Genomic DNA, 15,199 nt, shown 5'->3' with positions numbered 1-15,199 from the left:
AGACATACAAATTGTAGTGAATTACTCGCTTAGCCACTTGCCTAGCCACTCACCTAGTTCATTTTCTAGCGCAGTCGGATTCCTAGGCTTTCTAGCTTGAACCATACAGTTTCTTCCGTCGCTTCGGCTTCTAAAAGAGGCGATAGGGTTTGGCCTATGATACCCAGTAGTCTTTGCAGTTGATTTTGAACTAGCTGTCTGACTGGAAGCGCGCGAGATTCGTGAACAAAGTATAGCGGTACCAGGCTAGCGAACCGAACTAAACCAGAGACGACAAATATCGCTGGTAAGTCAAAGCTAGGTAGTTCTGCAAGAACGCTGCCAACAGTGACTCCTAATGCACCTGTAACTCCGATGACAGCTGCTGCGATCGCAAAGTAATTTGACTGTTTGGCCCTAGGTGCTAGCTCCATCTGAATATTAGATAGACAAAGATCTAGCGCGGCAACCGTTCCCCCCTGCAAGCTGTGCAGCAGTGGCAGAATCAACCATAGCGATAGCACACTATTGTCCGTATAGAGCCAGAGTAAGGGTAGAACAGCCATTAGAAAGCCGTTGATCATCAGTACCGGGCGATTGCCAATTCGATCGGCTATGCGCCCCCATAGCATAATGGTCAAAAAGAATGCGCCATAGATGAGACTGCTGTAGATAGTGACCCAGCGTACGTCGATGTTCAGACTGCTGAGCAAATAGAAATTGAAAAAAGGTGCACTGAGATTGAGTCCGAACGTCCAGATTCCTAGAAAAAGTAGAAGCGTCAGGAAGTTGCGATCGCCCAACACACTTGTCGTCTCTAACAATCTGCTGCTTCTACTCTTGCTGCTTCTACTCTTTACGATGTCCTCTTCCGATTCATTGTTTAATTTGTTTTCTGACTCAGATAGCCGATGGTCGTTGGCTTCTGCTTGTGGATTGACATCGCGCATCCAAAATTGAAAACCCAAACTGCCTAATCCTAGTAGCACCGCTACTATTAAGACAACGCCGTAGCCCTCAATCTCGCCGCCAAGCCAGCCAGAAACTAGCCAACCACCAACCGGAATTGTCAGCAGCGCTGCCAAACTAGCAAGCGATCGCCGTAAGCTAAAGTACCGACCTCGCAATTGAGTGGGTACTAAAACTGCCATCCAGCTCATCCAGGACGCACAGCCAACTGAATCCAAAACATTACTGAGTGCCAATACAACCATCGTCAGTAGGGTCAACTCATGTGCGTCTATCCGACCGTGAGTAAAGGCAAAGATACCTACTGCTGGCAGCAGCCATAGCACCCTAGAAAGGCCATAGATCCAAAGACAATAGCGGTGGCGGCTTGTTGTCTTTTCTGAGAAATATGCCCCGAGTGGCTGTAGCAGATGGGCCACCATTGGGATAGAACTCAGCAGGCCTATCTCAAATGCGCCTGCCCCTAATCCCAGCAGAAAGTTGCTAATTAAAACGCCTCTAACAATGCTCTCAAAGACAGAAGAGAGGGTGCCATCCATTGTTGAGGCCTTAAGACTCTGTTTGATATCCGCTTTTGAAAAGCGGCTGCCATTGGCTAGCGGTGAGTATGTAGATAGTGACTGAAGGTTTTCACCTAGCGCCGATGAGAAGTTTACTGCCTCTGGTGGATCGAAGAGCTGATCTGTCAGGGGCTCCGATTGGGACTGTAATGGATACTGAGGCGTAGCGTATGTTGCAGTCACGATTAATCGGGTGCTGTGCGAAGGAGTCTTCAAAGGAGCGGCTAGTCAAAGAAGCAGCTAGGAGTCAGTAGTCCAAAAATTGAACGTGAACTTATATGTCTCTTCACGGATTTTAAAGCAGTCTTATCAATATATGTAAACTTTGCTCACAAATGTCCCTTAAGATAGCAAGTCATTTTTTCCTCTTCAGATTTACCTAACTTCTGGCTAGAGATGTTTGTCTATGTACGGTATTGACAAATTGATCAGACGCTGGTGGCTTTGAAAAGACGATGTGACTTTTAACTTGTGAGTAGTACTTAGATTGCCACTCCATATTGCCAATGCTTCAAATAGCTCATGCTTTGTATGAAATATCAGTGCTGTTTTGATGTCCTGGTATGCATAGATACAGGGCGTCATCGATAATGCGTAGGTGAAGGCTGGTGCCTGAAGGAAAGGTGTGGCGACAGAACGTTGTCGAAGACATTGGCGTGAGTGTCAAAGGACAAGAGTAGCTGTGATACAGGAATTTGAGCTATCCATTACTACCGTAGGCGACGATCAATACTGGGTACGCACAGAGAAGGTTGCCAGAGGCGTACAGCTAGCTGAAGAAAAGCTGGAATGGCCGGTAGCTTCCTGGATAGAACAGACTAAGGCGCTGATCCACGATCCGCTATTGAGTTTGTTGGAAGGACAGCCGCCGAGCGTAAGCGCCGCTCGATCTGATCTTGTTCATTTCGGTCAGACACTTCATGACGAACTATTCAAAGGTCAGCTACGTGATAGTTGGCTCACTGCTCAAGGCGTCGCTCAAAATCGACAGGCTCTGTTGCGCCTACGCATTGGTATCAAAGATAGCCGTCTTCAGCAGCTACCTTGGGAAGCGCTACACGCAGGCAATCGCCCCTTGACTGCCGGTACTGACGTTGTTTTTTCGCGCTACATTCCCATTCGCCACCAGCTTCATTCTGGCTTGCCAGTTCAACCAACCAAAAAGACTCAGCGACTGCGAATCTTGATGGTTGTTGCTGCGCCCAATGATCAAGAGCGCCTGAAGCTTAGGCAAGAAGCTCACCGCCTTCAGGCGGAGCTTCATCCTCAGATTGCTGATGCAGATGCAGATGGTTTGTCTGTAAACATTCAGTTGACAATATTAGAGCAGCCTGGACGGGCAGAACTGACCCAAGCGCTCGAGCGAGGGAACTATCAGGCGTTGCACTATGCGGGCCACAGCAGCACAGGTACTGCTGGTGGCGATCTGTATTTGGTCAGTCGTCAAACCGGATTGACTGAGAGACTAAGCGGTGAAGATTTGGCTGGCCTACTCGTAAACAACGGCATCAAGCTAGCCGTCTTTAACTCTTGTCAAGGTAGCCATAGTTCTGGCGCTCAAGCAAATGGCTGGCAAGCGCAAAATCTGGTCCAAGCGCTAGTCATCCGAGGAATGCCCGCCGTAATTGCGATGACCGAACGCATTCCTGACCAGGTGGCCATCACTTTTACCCAGCTGCTGTATCGCAATCTGAAAAGAGGTCTGGCTATTGACTTGAGTTTGAATCGAGCTCGGCAGGGGCTAATTTCTGCCTATGGGTCTCATCAGTTTTATTGGGTACTACCAACGCTCTATATGCATCCTCAGTTTGATGGCTGTTTAGTTGATCCGGATCTAATTAAGCCAAAGGAAGCTTTAGAGGAGACTAGCTTGCTCGATGCACATATTGATTCCTTTGAAGATAGGTCACCAAAGGGAAGGATGTTAGAAGGAAATCGCTCTGAGCGCAGAAATCTCCGAGGCTTAGTGGCTAAGCGGATGGAGACGACTACGCGTTCCCAATCCTCTTCTGCAATTAAAGACGCCGCTAATGTAGATGACTCCAATTTACAACCTCAAGAAAACGCGAGTGATTGGCCCGAGGCTTTGCCAGACGAGACAAACGAGAAAGAAATTTCTGCAGCGACACTGTCTGCGCATAGAGAGACACAGAATGGCTTGAGCGAGCCAGCAGGCAGTAAGCTCACTGGCTTTGAGGAAGAATCAAATACCGTCCCTCCTGTGGCAGATTCTCATAGCCCATCAAAAAAACTACCCGAACTAGTTGGCGAACGACGTGATCGCAGCCATACGCTGCATACGAAGATCTTGACGCTCCCTGGGGTGATGGCAATCGCGCTGCTGGTGTTCTTTAGTGTGACAGCAGTAAGCTGGCTGCAAAGGAACCAAGACAATACCTCTCCCGCCCAGCGTGCAGGGGCACCGATACCTACCCGAGTAGATACTGCATTGGCTGAAAATGATCTAGATCAAGCCACAGTTGCTATAAAGTCCTTGATTGATGAAAAGCGATTTTCTGAGGTACTTGCAGCGCTTCAATCTGCTAGCCCAACGCAGCAAAAAGACGCTGTAATTGCTTTTCTAAAGGGGCGATCGCATTGGGAACTCGTCAAGCAGAATAGCGACGATTACTCTGTTGAAGATGCGATGCGCGCTTGGGAAACTGCCTTAGAAAGTGAGTCGGATTGGATGGAGATTGTCATGGCTTTAGGCTTTGCTCAACATGCTCAGGGCCTCAACCAGTCAGCGCTAGACTCCTGGCAGCGAGCGGTTGAGCTAGCTGAGCGACAGGCCACGGCCAAAGGCGCCTATTTCTCTGATAAAACCTTTGGCGAATATGCACTTAATGCCTATGCCGGCATTGCGATCGCGTCGCTATCTCTATCAGAAATAGAAACCGATGCTACTCAAAAAGAATATTTATTAGGACAAGCTAAATCTGCTTACCGACAGGTCCGTGGTCAGGCGCCCGCCGACTTTGATGCAAAAGCACTTAGTGCAAACTGGCTATGGCTAGAAGATACGATTACCGATTGGGAGAACACTAAAACCGCGCTTAGTCAGACTGCTCAAATCGAATGATTCAAGAGTGCATGGGATAGATATTCAGGCGTTGATTGTATTGAGCTGTGAGTTTAGTTCATGACTTCCACAACTACCGTTTTTCCTCACGCTCTCAATTGAAAAAGCGCTATGGTTCGCCTAAACCACAACGCTTCTTGAGCATCACTAATCTACAGCTATCGCATTGTTCGACCTTGAGGTACATACGATGTGATCCAGCAGCGTTCAATATGGCGTAGCTTGCTTTGTCTCCAATACTTTCGAGGATTTACGATCACTGTGTAGTTCGCTTGGCCAATAGGTTGGCTGAGATATTCCCAGATTGGAAACTTGGCGTTGGGATTAACAGGTGTCATGAGTTTAGGAAAAAGCGTGTTTTTAGAAAGCGCGTGAGTAGACTATGAGACCGATGCGACTACTTACCTTCTAATAATTGGCAATTCGTGCCTACTTCTCACTCCGTATAAGTACGTCACTTGATGTTCCAGTGGTTATCCGTTCTCTTGCTCAATACCTCTTTTGCTCAACACATCTTCCGCCAGAACACGTGTACTTTCAGCAGTGCGAATAATAGCAACAAAACTCTCCAACGAAACCCTTAGAAAGATGGCATAGATCAACAGCCCAATCAGTCCAAAAACAAGCATACCTACACCCTCCACGAATCCGGCAACCATGAAGGCAGTAAAGACAGACCACAGCGTAAACAAAGCGCCAATGAGCAATCCTAGAATGTAAAGAACGCCTACAATCTGAGGAGCGATGAATGAAGAGAAGGATAGATCAAACAGCTTCTCAAAAAAACCTTTGTTCGTCTGCACTGTCAGTTTCCTCTGATGCCTCGGTACATGTGCTTCAAGCCTACGGGATGGTTCCTACTGAGTCGACTAAGATTGATGATTCTTTAACCCTTCCCAAATTGCTGTTTCTATCCCTTCGATTCCTATGACTGCCTCAGCGTACGGCTCTTCACAGGCCTCATCTCAAGCAGACTTTGCTAGCCGCTACTCCAATGTCCGTTCGATTGACTGGCAGCAATTTGCTCGATCGCTGAGCCCTATCGAAACGTTGCTAGATCCCATTCAGGTTGGCAAACTTTCGAAAGACTACTACTACTTCAGCCCTGTGTTAGTAGAGCAACTAGGGGATAAAGTGGGCGATTTGGTCTTACGACCTAAGAACGAGGCTGAGGTACTTAGGGCCGCTAAAGCCTGCGTCGATGCCAAAGTGCCCCTGACTGTACGGGGTGCGGGTACGGGAAACTACGGTCAAGCCATTCCGCTGGTGGGTGGCGTCATTTTAGATTTAAGTGCCATGACTGCTGTGAAATCAGTAGCACCCGGGCGGGCCTGTGTAGAGGCCGGCGCCAAGCTAGCTGCAATCGACCGGGTAACTCGCCCTCAGGGTTGGGAAATTAGAATGGCACCTTCGACCTACCGAACCGCGACAATTGGTGGATTTGTTGGTGGTGGTAGTGGCGGTATTGGTTCGGTCATGTATGGTCAGCTAGCAGATCGCGGCAGCGTGCAGGCTGTGAGAGTCGTCACTATGGAAGATTCACCGCGGGTGATTGAACTGCGCGGTGACGCCGTCCAGCAAGTAAGTCACGCTTATGGTACAAACGGCATCATCACCGAACTCGAAATCCCGCTTGGTCCGGCTTACCCTTGGGCTGAGATGATTGTTACCTTCGATGAGTTCATGAGAGCTGCTTGGTTTGGCCAGGCCTTAGGTGATGCGGATGGCATCATTAAGAAGCTAATTAGTATTCATGCCTGGCCCATTCCTAGCTACTTCAATGCGCTCAAAGACTCTCTACCCGATGGGAAAGCGGCTGTATTACTGATTGTTTCAGAGGCTGATATAGAAGCCGTAAGAGCATTATCGAAAGAGTGGGATGGCGAAATCACCTACGAGAAAGACGCCCAGTCTGCGAGTAAGGGCGCGGCGATCGCAGAATTTAGCTGGAACCATACGACGCTTCATGCCCGTAACGTGGATGAAACGTTAACCTACCTACAAACTGTATTCCCTTATGATCCAGATCTAACCCTTTTGCAGCATATGTACGAGCATTTCGGCGATGAGGTGATGATGCATTTAGAGTATGTACGCTCGCAAGGCCGAATTGTTCCCACTGCGCTTCAGCTCGTTCGCTATACCACCCCAGAAAGACTCGCCGATATCATTCGCTACCATGAGGAAAAGGGTGCATTTATCGCTAATCCGCATACTTATGTACTCGAAGATGGCGGACGAAAAACTATTGATGAAAATCAACTGAACTTCAAGGAAAAAGTCGATCCCTACGGCTTACTCAACCCTGGAAAGATGCGCGGCTGGATAGAGCGGCACGCTGTTCAATAGCTAGTCGTCCCTAGAAAAACATTCCATTTTCGGAGGGGCTAAGGCATCTGCTGTCTGGCAACGGGAGCTTCAGCCCTTGGGTTAGAGCTAAGTGGAATCGGCGTTCCCTGTATAGCCCTAAGCTTATTAAAGTCCTGAGTGGGTCTAGCCCTTTAGATTCTAGCTTTTGAGAAAAGCAACAAGCTGCTCTAACTTCTCCCAGGCAGCACCGCTTTTGATAATTTCTTGAGCTTGGCTAACACCGTTAGCACAGGCTGTTTCGAAGGTATCACCTTCAGCTAATCCACCTACTTTTAGCGCTAGGGCTGCGTTCAAAGCGACGGCATCTGTCTGAGCCTGGGTGCCTTTGCCTTGCAATACATTGCGCAAGATAGTGGTATTTTCTTCTAGCTCTCCCCCTTTTAGATCTGACAAAGGCGCTGGAGTCAGCCCTAGCGCTTCAGGGTTCAAGACTGCTTGAGTCACAATGCCGTTACTGACAATTGAGACATCTGTGGGTTTGCCTAGACCTGCTTCATCTAGAGTTTCTCTACCGTGCAAGACCATTGCCTGCTGAGTGCCTAGCTGTTTGAGTGCGGTTGCCATCGGCTCGATGACTGCAGGGTGATATACCCCGATGACTTGGCCCGTAGGCCGTAACGGATTAACCAGCGGCCCCAGTAGATTGAAAACAGTGCGGACTTTCAGCTCACCGCGCAAGGGCGCCACGGCTTTCATAGCTGGATGCCACCCTCTGGCAAACAGAAAAGTGACGCCGACTTCCTTAAGTGCAGCTTTTGATTTTTCACTAGGGGCAGTAAGATCCACCCCTAGCGCTTCAAGAACGTCCGCTGATCCAACTTTACTAGACGCGGAGCGATTGCCATGTTTGGCCACTGCGATACCGGCGGCTGCGGCAACAAAGGTAACGGCGGTAGAGATATTGAAGGTAGAAGAGCCGTCGCCACCTGTGCCACAGGTGTCAATACGAGGGGTCGGTAGGTCTGGATCTACTAACATGCCGCCAAGGGATTGACCTTGTAAGACGCGGGCCATACCCGCGAGCTCATCTCCGGTTACGCCTTTGCTTTGAATAGCGGTGAGGATAGCGCTAGAAAGAATAGGTGAGAGGGTCTCCGATAGCCAGCTGTCCATCAGTGCTTCGGCTTGGGCCTGGGTGAGCGATCGCTTTTCGATCAGCTGCTGTAATAGCTGCGAACCGTTGAACTCGACGTGCTTTGTGGTGACCATCGGAATTGGTGTGGTGATTGGTATGGGAAAGTGTTTTGATTATCGGATGTTAGGTTTCGTTCCTCAAGCCATCTTGCTGATTAGGGCTATCTTGCTGATAAATCTTGTACTAGCTAATTCAACCCTACTAATTCAACCCTATTGACCCAACATCTGTAATTTGTAGAGGCTGGCGTAGAGGCCGTCCTGGTTTAACAGCTCGTCGTGGCTGCCCTGTTCGATCAGGTGACCTTGCTTTAGCACCAGAATGCGATCAACGTTACGGATGGTGGAAAGGCGATGCGCGATGATAATCGCCGTGCGATCTTCTAGAAGCTTGTCCAAGGCCGATTGAATAGTGGCTTCGGTACCCACATCTAGGTTGGCAGTGGCTTCATCTAGAACGAGGATACCGGGATTGCGAATTGCCGCGCGAGCGAAGGCGAGTAGCTGTTTTTGCCCACCGGAAAGGTTGGTGCCGCGTTCGCGTAGCGTAGTGCCATATCCTTGGGGCAATGCCTCAATAAAGCTAGCGACATTAGTCTGCTCGGCCGCATGTTGTACCTGCTCGAAACGATAGTCTTCGCCTAAGGTGATATTGCGAGTAACATCGCCAGAAAAGAGAAAGCCGTCTTGAAGGATGATCGCCATGCGATCGCGCAAATCCTGCTGAGCAATCTCTCGAATGTCTACGCCATCAAGCAAAATCTGCCCGTCGCTGACTTCATACAGCCGGCAAAGCAGGCGAATGATCGAACTTTTACCAGCGCCAGTCGGTCCAACCAAGGCAACTTTTTCGCCGGGCCGAATTGTAAAATCAAGGTTTTTAAGTACGTAGTCATCTGCTTTGTAGCCAAAAGAAACGTTCTTGAATCGAATCTCACCAGGAATCACGACGTCGCTATCTTTTAGCGTTTGAGCAGGCAGCGCTACTGGATTTTTAGCATCGCGAATAGCAATAGGTTCGCTCATCAAGTCGTTGAGACGTTCAACAGCAGTCAGGCCCGCTTGGATAGCGGTAAACTTATCGGCAAACTGACGCAGCGGGTCGAATAGCTTTTGGGCAAACAGGATGAAGGCGGTAAGGGTGCCAATCTCGATAATGTTACCAGTGACAAGATAACCCCCTAGGGCAAGGACACCGGCGATCGCAGCTAAGGCTATCCACTCTAAGGTTGCAGACACCGCCGAATCGTAAAAGATTGTCTTGTCGATCGCGTTGACATAGCGCTGGTTAATGGTGCGAAATAGCTCGCTGTTAAATCGCTCGCGCCGAAACAGCTGCACCACGTCGATACCGCTGATATTCTCTTGTAGATTAGAATTAAGCGCCGAGAGCTCTTCCCTGGCAATATAGTTCGCCGTGCGATATTGCTGCTGAAAATAAATAATCAGCGTGGTGATCGGCAGCAGCATGATGATCAGCATTAGGCCTAGCCGCCATTCCTGCTGCAACATCGTACCCATCAATACCAAGATCAAAAACAGATCACTAATAATGCCAATGGCGCCGGTTGAGAAAACATCGCCTAGCGCATTCACATCGCTGGTGAGCCGCGTAATCAGACGGCCTACAGGCGTCCGATCAAAGAAGCCCATTGATAAGTTAGTGACATGCTCGAACAGATCGCGGCGAATAGAAGCCGTAATATTTTGTCCAACTTTTTGAATTTGGTAGCTTTGCCAGCCGTCTAGAGAGAGTCGAATCGCGATCGCCACTAACAGTCCACCAATAATCCAATTGAGCCCTGTTCGTAGGCTCATCGTCGTAAAAATATCCCAAGCTGCGTCCTCCTGTTTGATGAGCGAAATAGCTTGGCCGATCAGCACCGGCTGAAGCGCTTGGGCCAGCGACAGTGGCACGAGCAAAAGCAGCGGCAATATCAGCTGAGAGCGATTTTGCGTAATGTAGGGCAACAGTCGTAGAAACAGCCGCCAGTCGTTCTTAACGCTGCGTTTTTTTCCGTACTTTGCATCCGGACTAGGCGCATCCGGATTAGGCCCGTTTTTAGAAGCAGACGTCATGAAAGACTCTCAAGGAAAGTTGGTATGGTTGACTAAATTGAAGCGATACGAAGTGTCGGATGGAGCACAAGCCTGAGTAAAAGTGCCGATTGGAAAGGCGAGGACTTAAGCAGTCGCACTAGCTAAAGCCGCTCCTCTTACTCGCTCGATAAGAGTACTAAGACCGTCTCGGTTTAAACGGTAGCTCAAAGGATGGGCAATCAGCCGAGCCGTACTGTGATAGAGCACCTCTAGCTCAGTTAAGTTGTTCTCTTTGAGCGTGCGCCCAGTTGATACCAAATCAACAATTGCTTCTGACATGCCTGTAATCGGACCTAGCTCAACCGAGCCAGAGAGTGGCACAATCTCTACTGCTAGGTCCAAAGATTGAAAATACTGACGAGCGCTATTAACAAAGGTAGAAGCTACCCTACAGTGAGGCGGTAAATCCACCGCTGATTGATAGCCGCTGTCAGTAGAAACCGCAACGGATAGATGACAGCCACCAAACCCTAGGTCCGCAATCTGTGCGACCCGAGGCTGCCGTTCTCTGAGCACGTCGTAGCCGACGATGCCTATCTGCGCTTGCCCGTACTCTACATAGACTGGTACATCTTTAGCTCTGACTAGCAGCCCTCTGGCTTGACCGCTGCTATCCATTAGCTGAAGCTGCCGGGTTCCTGTTTCTAGAAAGCCACCGAAATCCAAACCTGCGGCTTTCAATAATTGAATACTTTCCTTTAGCAGAGAGCCTTTCGGTAGCGCAACGGTGATCATAGATGAGATAGCAGTAAAGTTTGAAAGGGGCGATTTATAAGTCTATAGACGTTACATACTATCAAGCCAAGTGATTCAGCATCAGGGCCGCCTGGAGTAATTTGCTAGTTGTTACGCATATCTCACAACCTCATCTAGCGGCGGAAAAATCTTGCGATTAGATAGAACCAGATACACCAGATACACCAGATACATAAAAGCTTCAGTACATAGGTGGAGGTAAAGACTTAGCCTTCTCCCTTTAAGTGCACATAGCGGAATTCCTACAGATGTAACGAAAGGTGTACGTAATCGGTGTAGGTGAGATCGATCACACGCATCTGTCAACTACCCGTGTATATCTATAGATGGAGTTCCTGAAGTATCGATTGGCTATCTGCACACAGCAACGTAAAGGTTGTAATTCAGAGCAGACGAAACTATTAGATCTAACGGTGGTGCCCTTCATTCCCGATAGATGCGAATAAGCTTTGTGTTTTTCTAGTACGTGTTAGTACGTGTAGATAGCCAAACACATTTTATTGCCTGATATTGCCTACCTTCGCGCTGTATCTCTAGGCTGTATTACTGCTATTACTGACCAGCCGCTAGTAGGTCGACTTGCTAGAAAAGTTGATAGAGAGCCAACCCTTCGGTAGTAAACCTTCTATCGATATCTGTGAGTTCAATATCTTAATATCTGAGCGATATCCGAAGGTAGACTCTTGAGCGTGAGCCCTCTTCGCTAGTCTGAAGCCGGCTCATTTGAAGCTGGTCCGACGGCCGCTGCTGCTGCTTCTATTGCGATCGCCACGTGGGTCCAATGCGTACCGCCCTGACAGTAGACGACATAGGGCTCTCGTAAAGGTCCGTCTGCTGACAGCTCAGACGTGCTGCCGTCTATGAAAGATCCGCCTGCCATGACTAGCCGATCGCCATACCCTGGCATATCGGACGGGACGGGGCTGACATACGACTCAATTGGGGAGTGCTTTTGAATGGCTCGGCAAAAGCTCACTAGCTTCTGCTCTGTTCCCAACTTAATGGCTTGAATCACTTCGCGCTGAGGCGCTGATACAGGCGGGCTCACTTCGTAGCCTAGCGCTGCAAACGTCTTTGCAATTAGGTAGTTTCCCTTCATCGCTTCTCCTACCATCTGTGGTGCTAGGAACAACCCTTGATACATCAGTCGAGCTTCTCCTAAGGTAGCCCCGCTACTAGTGCCAATACCCGGCGCTGTTAACCGGCAGACCGCTGCCTCTACTAAATCGGTTCTACCTGCAACATATCCACCCGTCGTAGCAATAGTGCCGCCTGGATTTTTAATTAATGACCCTGCAATTAAATCAGCTCCGACCTCCGTAGGCTCTCGAGAGTCAGTGAATTCTCCGTAGCAGTTATCTACAAAACAAACTGTATTAATGTTTTGTTGCTTAACTAAATGTATAATTTTATTAATATCGGGGATGCTAAGGCTAGGCCGCCAGCTGTAGCCGCAAGAGCGCTGAATTAAGACAAGCTTAGTTTTTTCGTTGATCGAGGAAGCAATCTTGTCAAAATCTACTTCACCCGCTTGCGTTAGCGACAGTTCCTGATAGCAGACACCAAATTCCTTAAGAGATCCTTGACCGCTTCCCCTAGTGCCAATCACTTCTTCTAAAGTGTCATATGGTGCTCCTGCGATCGCAAGCATCTCATCCCCTGGCCTAAGGACGCCGAACAAAGCACAAGCAATGGCGTGAGTGCCGGAGACAAACTGTATCCTAACTGCCGCTGCTTCAGCACCTACTATCTGCGCAAACACCCGATCAAGTGTCTGTCTACCCAAATCATCGTGACCGTAGCCTGACACGCTAGCAAAGTGATGAGTCCCTACTCGGTGGGCTCTAAAAGCGGCTAGCACCTTCGCCAGATTCTGCTTGACCTGAGTGTCAATTTTGTAGAATGCTTGCAGCAAGGCAGGCTCTGATTGCAGTGTTAGTAACTTTGAGGAAATTGATTGTGAGTTGTCCAAGTGATTCATCTGTGTTGTTCCAAGTAGCCCTTAGACAAACCCAATTTCTGTTTTCTTTGTAGTTGCTCTCTAGTACGCTAGATCCGCAATCTAGATCGTCTGAATAGTGTTTGAGCCCTAACTTTTTGCATTGAGATTCTAAATGACTATTGCACGCTCGTCTGATCGTCCTCTCAACTGGCCTATCATCCTATTCATGGTGGCCGTACACTTTGGTGCTCTGTTTGCACTGCTGCCGTCTAACTTCAGCTGGAGTGCTATTGGCGTAGCTTTCATACTCTACTTCATCACTGGATGCCTTGGAATTACTTTGGGATGGCATCGACTGATTTCCCACCGTAGCTTTCGAGTTCCCCAGTGGTTAGAGTATTTCTTTCTCTTTTGTGGCTCGCTATCTTGCCAAAGCGGTGCGATTGAGTGGATTGGTTTGCATCGTCACCATCATGCTTTTTCTGACCAAGAAGCTGACCATCACAATTCTGGTCGCGGATTTTGGTGGAGTCATATGGGCTGGCTACTACATGATGTGCCTGCTAAATCCGAGATTCGTAAGTTCACCAAGGATATCAATACAGACCCGGTCTATATTCTGGTTGACAAGTATTTCTTAGTTCTACAGATTGCCCTCGGTGCACTGCTCTACGCTTTGGGGGGGTGGTCTTTTGTCGTTTGGGGTATCTTTGTTCGGTTAGTTGTGGTCTATCACTTCACTTGGTTCGTCAATAGCGCCACTCACAAGTTTGGCTATCGTACTTATGAATCTGGCGATCGCTCAACTAATTGCTGGTGGGTGGCGCTTTGTACATTTGGTGAAGGTTGGCACAACAATCATCACGCCTACCAATACTCAGCACGACACGGTCTGCGGTGGTGGGAAATCGATGTCACCTGGATGATCATTCGTAGTCTTCAAGCGGTTGGACTAGCTGATAAAGTCAAGCTGGCTAAGCCGTAATCGTCAAAAGTACCTAGCGTTGTATTCTTAGCCCGGCCAACCAAGTAAGCATACATCCTTACTTGGTTGGCCGGGCTAGTTGTTGCCACTCAAAAATCGCTATCTGAAATTGCCGGGAAAAATTCGCTGCCGCTCTCTCATCAAAGTCATCCCAATCAGTCCACCCGCTATGCCTTTTCTATTGGAGAGACCAAGTGCTATCTCGCCCGGGTGCTCTGCATTGCGAATGAACTGGGGTGAGGTGTTGATATACAGCGCTGTACTACGGCACTGGGTACTAAACAGACGGCTATCGGTATAGTCTGTAGTAGCAATACTATCGGCGTGGCCACTGCTATAGAGGTTGATCCAACGCAGCGCTTCGCCGGTATCTTTAACCTGGTGAAAAGCAATGGTTCGTTTGAGGTAGGCAGAGCCCCAGTCCAGCGGCCCAGCCGCAGATAGGCTATGAGCCTGCGCGATCGCAGCGTCTGCTTTGAGTTCAAATCCTTCTTCTCGAAGTCGCGTCCACAAGCGAGTCAGCGTTGTAGCGCTATGTGATTCGTGAAACACAACCTTTTCGACTCGATTAACTGCGTCCGGTGTGCCCTTATAGCTACTTACAATCATATGATAGACCTGGTCTACTTCTCCACTTGCTGACCAGTACAGATAGCAGTTACCCATTCTAGAGGGCATCACTGGAATGGTCGCTGTTTCGATGACTTGTTCAACCAAACTGGGTCGACCATGTGGAATTATCAGATCAATATCTGGGCACTGAGCCATCTCTAGGCGAGAAACGTCCGTGTGTTCGACTGAGAGAATGAGTGTCTCGGCAAGCCCCGCCTTCGCTAAGCTACTCTGCAAGATATCGGCAATGATTTGATTGGTGCGACTAGCCTCACTTCCTCCTCGTAAGACCAAAGCATTACCAGTGCGAATACATAAACCCGCTGCAATCACTGCTAAGTCTGGCAGCGCTTCGTAGATATAGCCAATAATGCCTAATGGTCGACTCTGGCTATAGTGAGTGCTGCCGACGTCCGTAGCAATAGCTAGTGGAGCACCCATTGCTGCTAAGCGATGACAGACATTCGCCGCGGTCTTTACTCTTTCCGGCGTAAGCTTGAGCCAGTCAGCCACCAGCTCTGGCACAGCCATATCTCTGCTAATCTCTAGATCTAGCGTGTTTGCCTCTAGAATGTCATCTAACCCTTCATCTATGGCTTTGCCCATACCAACGAGTGCCTTAGAGCACTGCTCATCGGCACCTAGCTGCTCTGTAGAGTGCCGAACATCTATTAGAGCAGTGCTTAGATCAAAAGGAGATTGGGTCATTA

10 protein-coding genes are annotated in these 15,199 nt (G+C 48.9%); 3 read left to right on the top strand and 7 right to left on the bottom strand.

Annotated features, from left to right (window positions below; genetic code table 11):
• Nucleotides 1-65: 65 nt before the first annotated feature.
• Nucleotides 66-1,691: an MFS transporter gene (locus tag S7335_RS02425; protein WP_006454304.1), complete on the bottom strand. Its 1,626-nt coding sequence runs from the start codon at nucleotides 1,689-1,691 to the stop codon at nucleotides 66-68.
• Between the two features lie 499 nt (nucleotides 1,692-2,190).
• Here S7335_RS02425 and S7335_RS25620 point away from each other — a divergent pair, with 499 nt between their 5' ends.
• Nucleotides 2,191-4,590 (top strand): CHAT domain-containing protein, encoded by a 2,400-nt coding sequence (locus S7335_RS25620; protein ID WP_006455810.1) that lies wholly within the window; start codon nucleotides 2,191-2,193, stop codon nucleotides 4,588-4,590.
• Nucleotides 4,591-5,063: 473 nt separating this feature from the next.
• On the opposite strand, the gene S7335_RS02415 is transcribed toward S7335_RS25620, so the two are convergent.
• The gene (locus S7335_RS02415; protein ID WP_006455411.1) at nucleotides 5,064-5,393 is read right to left on the bottom strand and encodes a DUF4282 domain-containing protein; all 330 of its coding nucleotides are present in this window, start codon (nucleotides 5,391-5,393) and stop codon (nucleotides 5,064-5,066) included.
• 124 nt (nucleotides 5,394-5,517) lie between these two features.
• On the opposite strand from S7335_RS02415, the gene S7335_RS02410 reads away from it, so the two are divergent.
• Nucleotides 5,518-6,939 (top strand): FAD-binding oxidoreductase, encoded by a 1,422-nt coding sequence (locus S7335_RS02410; RefSeq protein WP_006456754.1) that lies wholly within the window; start codon nucleotides 5,518-5,520, stop codon nucleotides 6,937-6,939.
• 159 nt (nucleotides 6,940-7,098) lie between these two features.
• On the opposite strand, the gene trpD is transcribed toward S7335_RS02410, so the two are convergent.
• The 4 genes from trpD to S7335_RS02390 form a co-directional block, all read right to left on the bottom strand.
• Nucleotides 7,099-8,169, bottom strand: coding sequence for an anthranilate phosphoribosyltransferase (gene trpD / locus S7335_RS02405; protein WP_006455061.1), 1,071 nt, complete (start codon nucleotides 8,167-8,169; stop codon nucleotides 7,099-7,101).
• 138 nt (nucleotides 8,170-8,307) lie between these two features.
• The gene (locus S7335_RS02400; RefSeq protein WP_006457209.1) at nucleotides 8,308-10,173 is read right to left on the bottom strand and encodes an ABC transporter ATP-binding protein; all 1,866 of its coding nucleotides are present in this window, start codon (nucleotides 10,171-10,173) and stop codon (nucleotides 8,308-8,310) included.
• Between the two features lie 105 nt (nucleotides 10,174-10,278).
• Nucleotides 10,279-10,929: an ATP phosphoribosyltransferase gene (gene hisG / locus S7335_RS02395; protein ID WP_006456547.1), complete on the bottom strand. Its 651-nt coding sequence runs from the start codon at nucleotides 10,927-10,929 to the stop codon at nucleotides 10,279-10,281.
• 724 nt (nucleotides 10,930-11,653) lie between these two features.
• Nucleotides 11,654-12,931, bottom strand: a complete 1,278-nt coding sequence (locus tag S7335_RS02390) for an aminotransferase class I/II-fold pyridoxal phosphate-dependent enzyme (protein WP_006454090.1) — start codon at nucleotides 12,929-12,931, stop codon at nucleotides 11,654-11,656.
• 133 nt (nucleotides 12,932-13,064) lie between these two features.
• Here S7335_RS02390 and S7335_RS02385 point away from each other — a divergent pair, with 133 nt between their 5' ends.
• Nucleotides 13,065-13,877, top strand: coding sequence for a fatty acid desaturase (locus S7335_RS02385; protein ID WP_006455010.1), 813 nt, complete (start codon nucleotides 13,065-13,067; stop codon nucleotides 13,875-13,877).
• 99 nt (nucleotides 13,878-13,976) lie between these two features.
• On the opposite strand, the gene S7335_RS02380 is transcribed toward S7335_RS02385, so the two are convergent.
• Nucleotides 13,977-15,197, bottom strand: coding sequence for a hypothetical protein (locus S7335_RS02380; RefSeq protein WP_006454594.1), 1,221 nt, complete (start codon nucleotides 15,195-15,197; stop codon nucleotides 13,977-13,979).
• Nucleotides 15,198-15,199: the final 2 nt, after the last annotated feature.

The sequence above is a fragment of the Synechococcus sp. PCC 7335 genome (genome assembly GCF_000155595.1).
Taxonomy (GTDB): domain Bacteria; phylum Cyanobacteriota; class Cyanobacteriia; order Phormidesmidales; family Phormidesmidaceae; genus Phormidesmis.
This window is presented reverse-complemented; position numbering and strand designations above follow the sequence as displayed.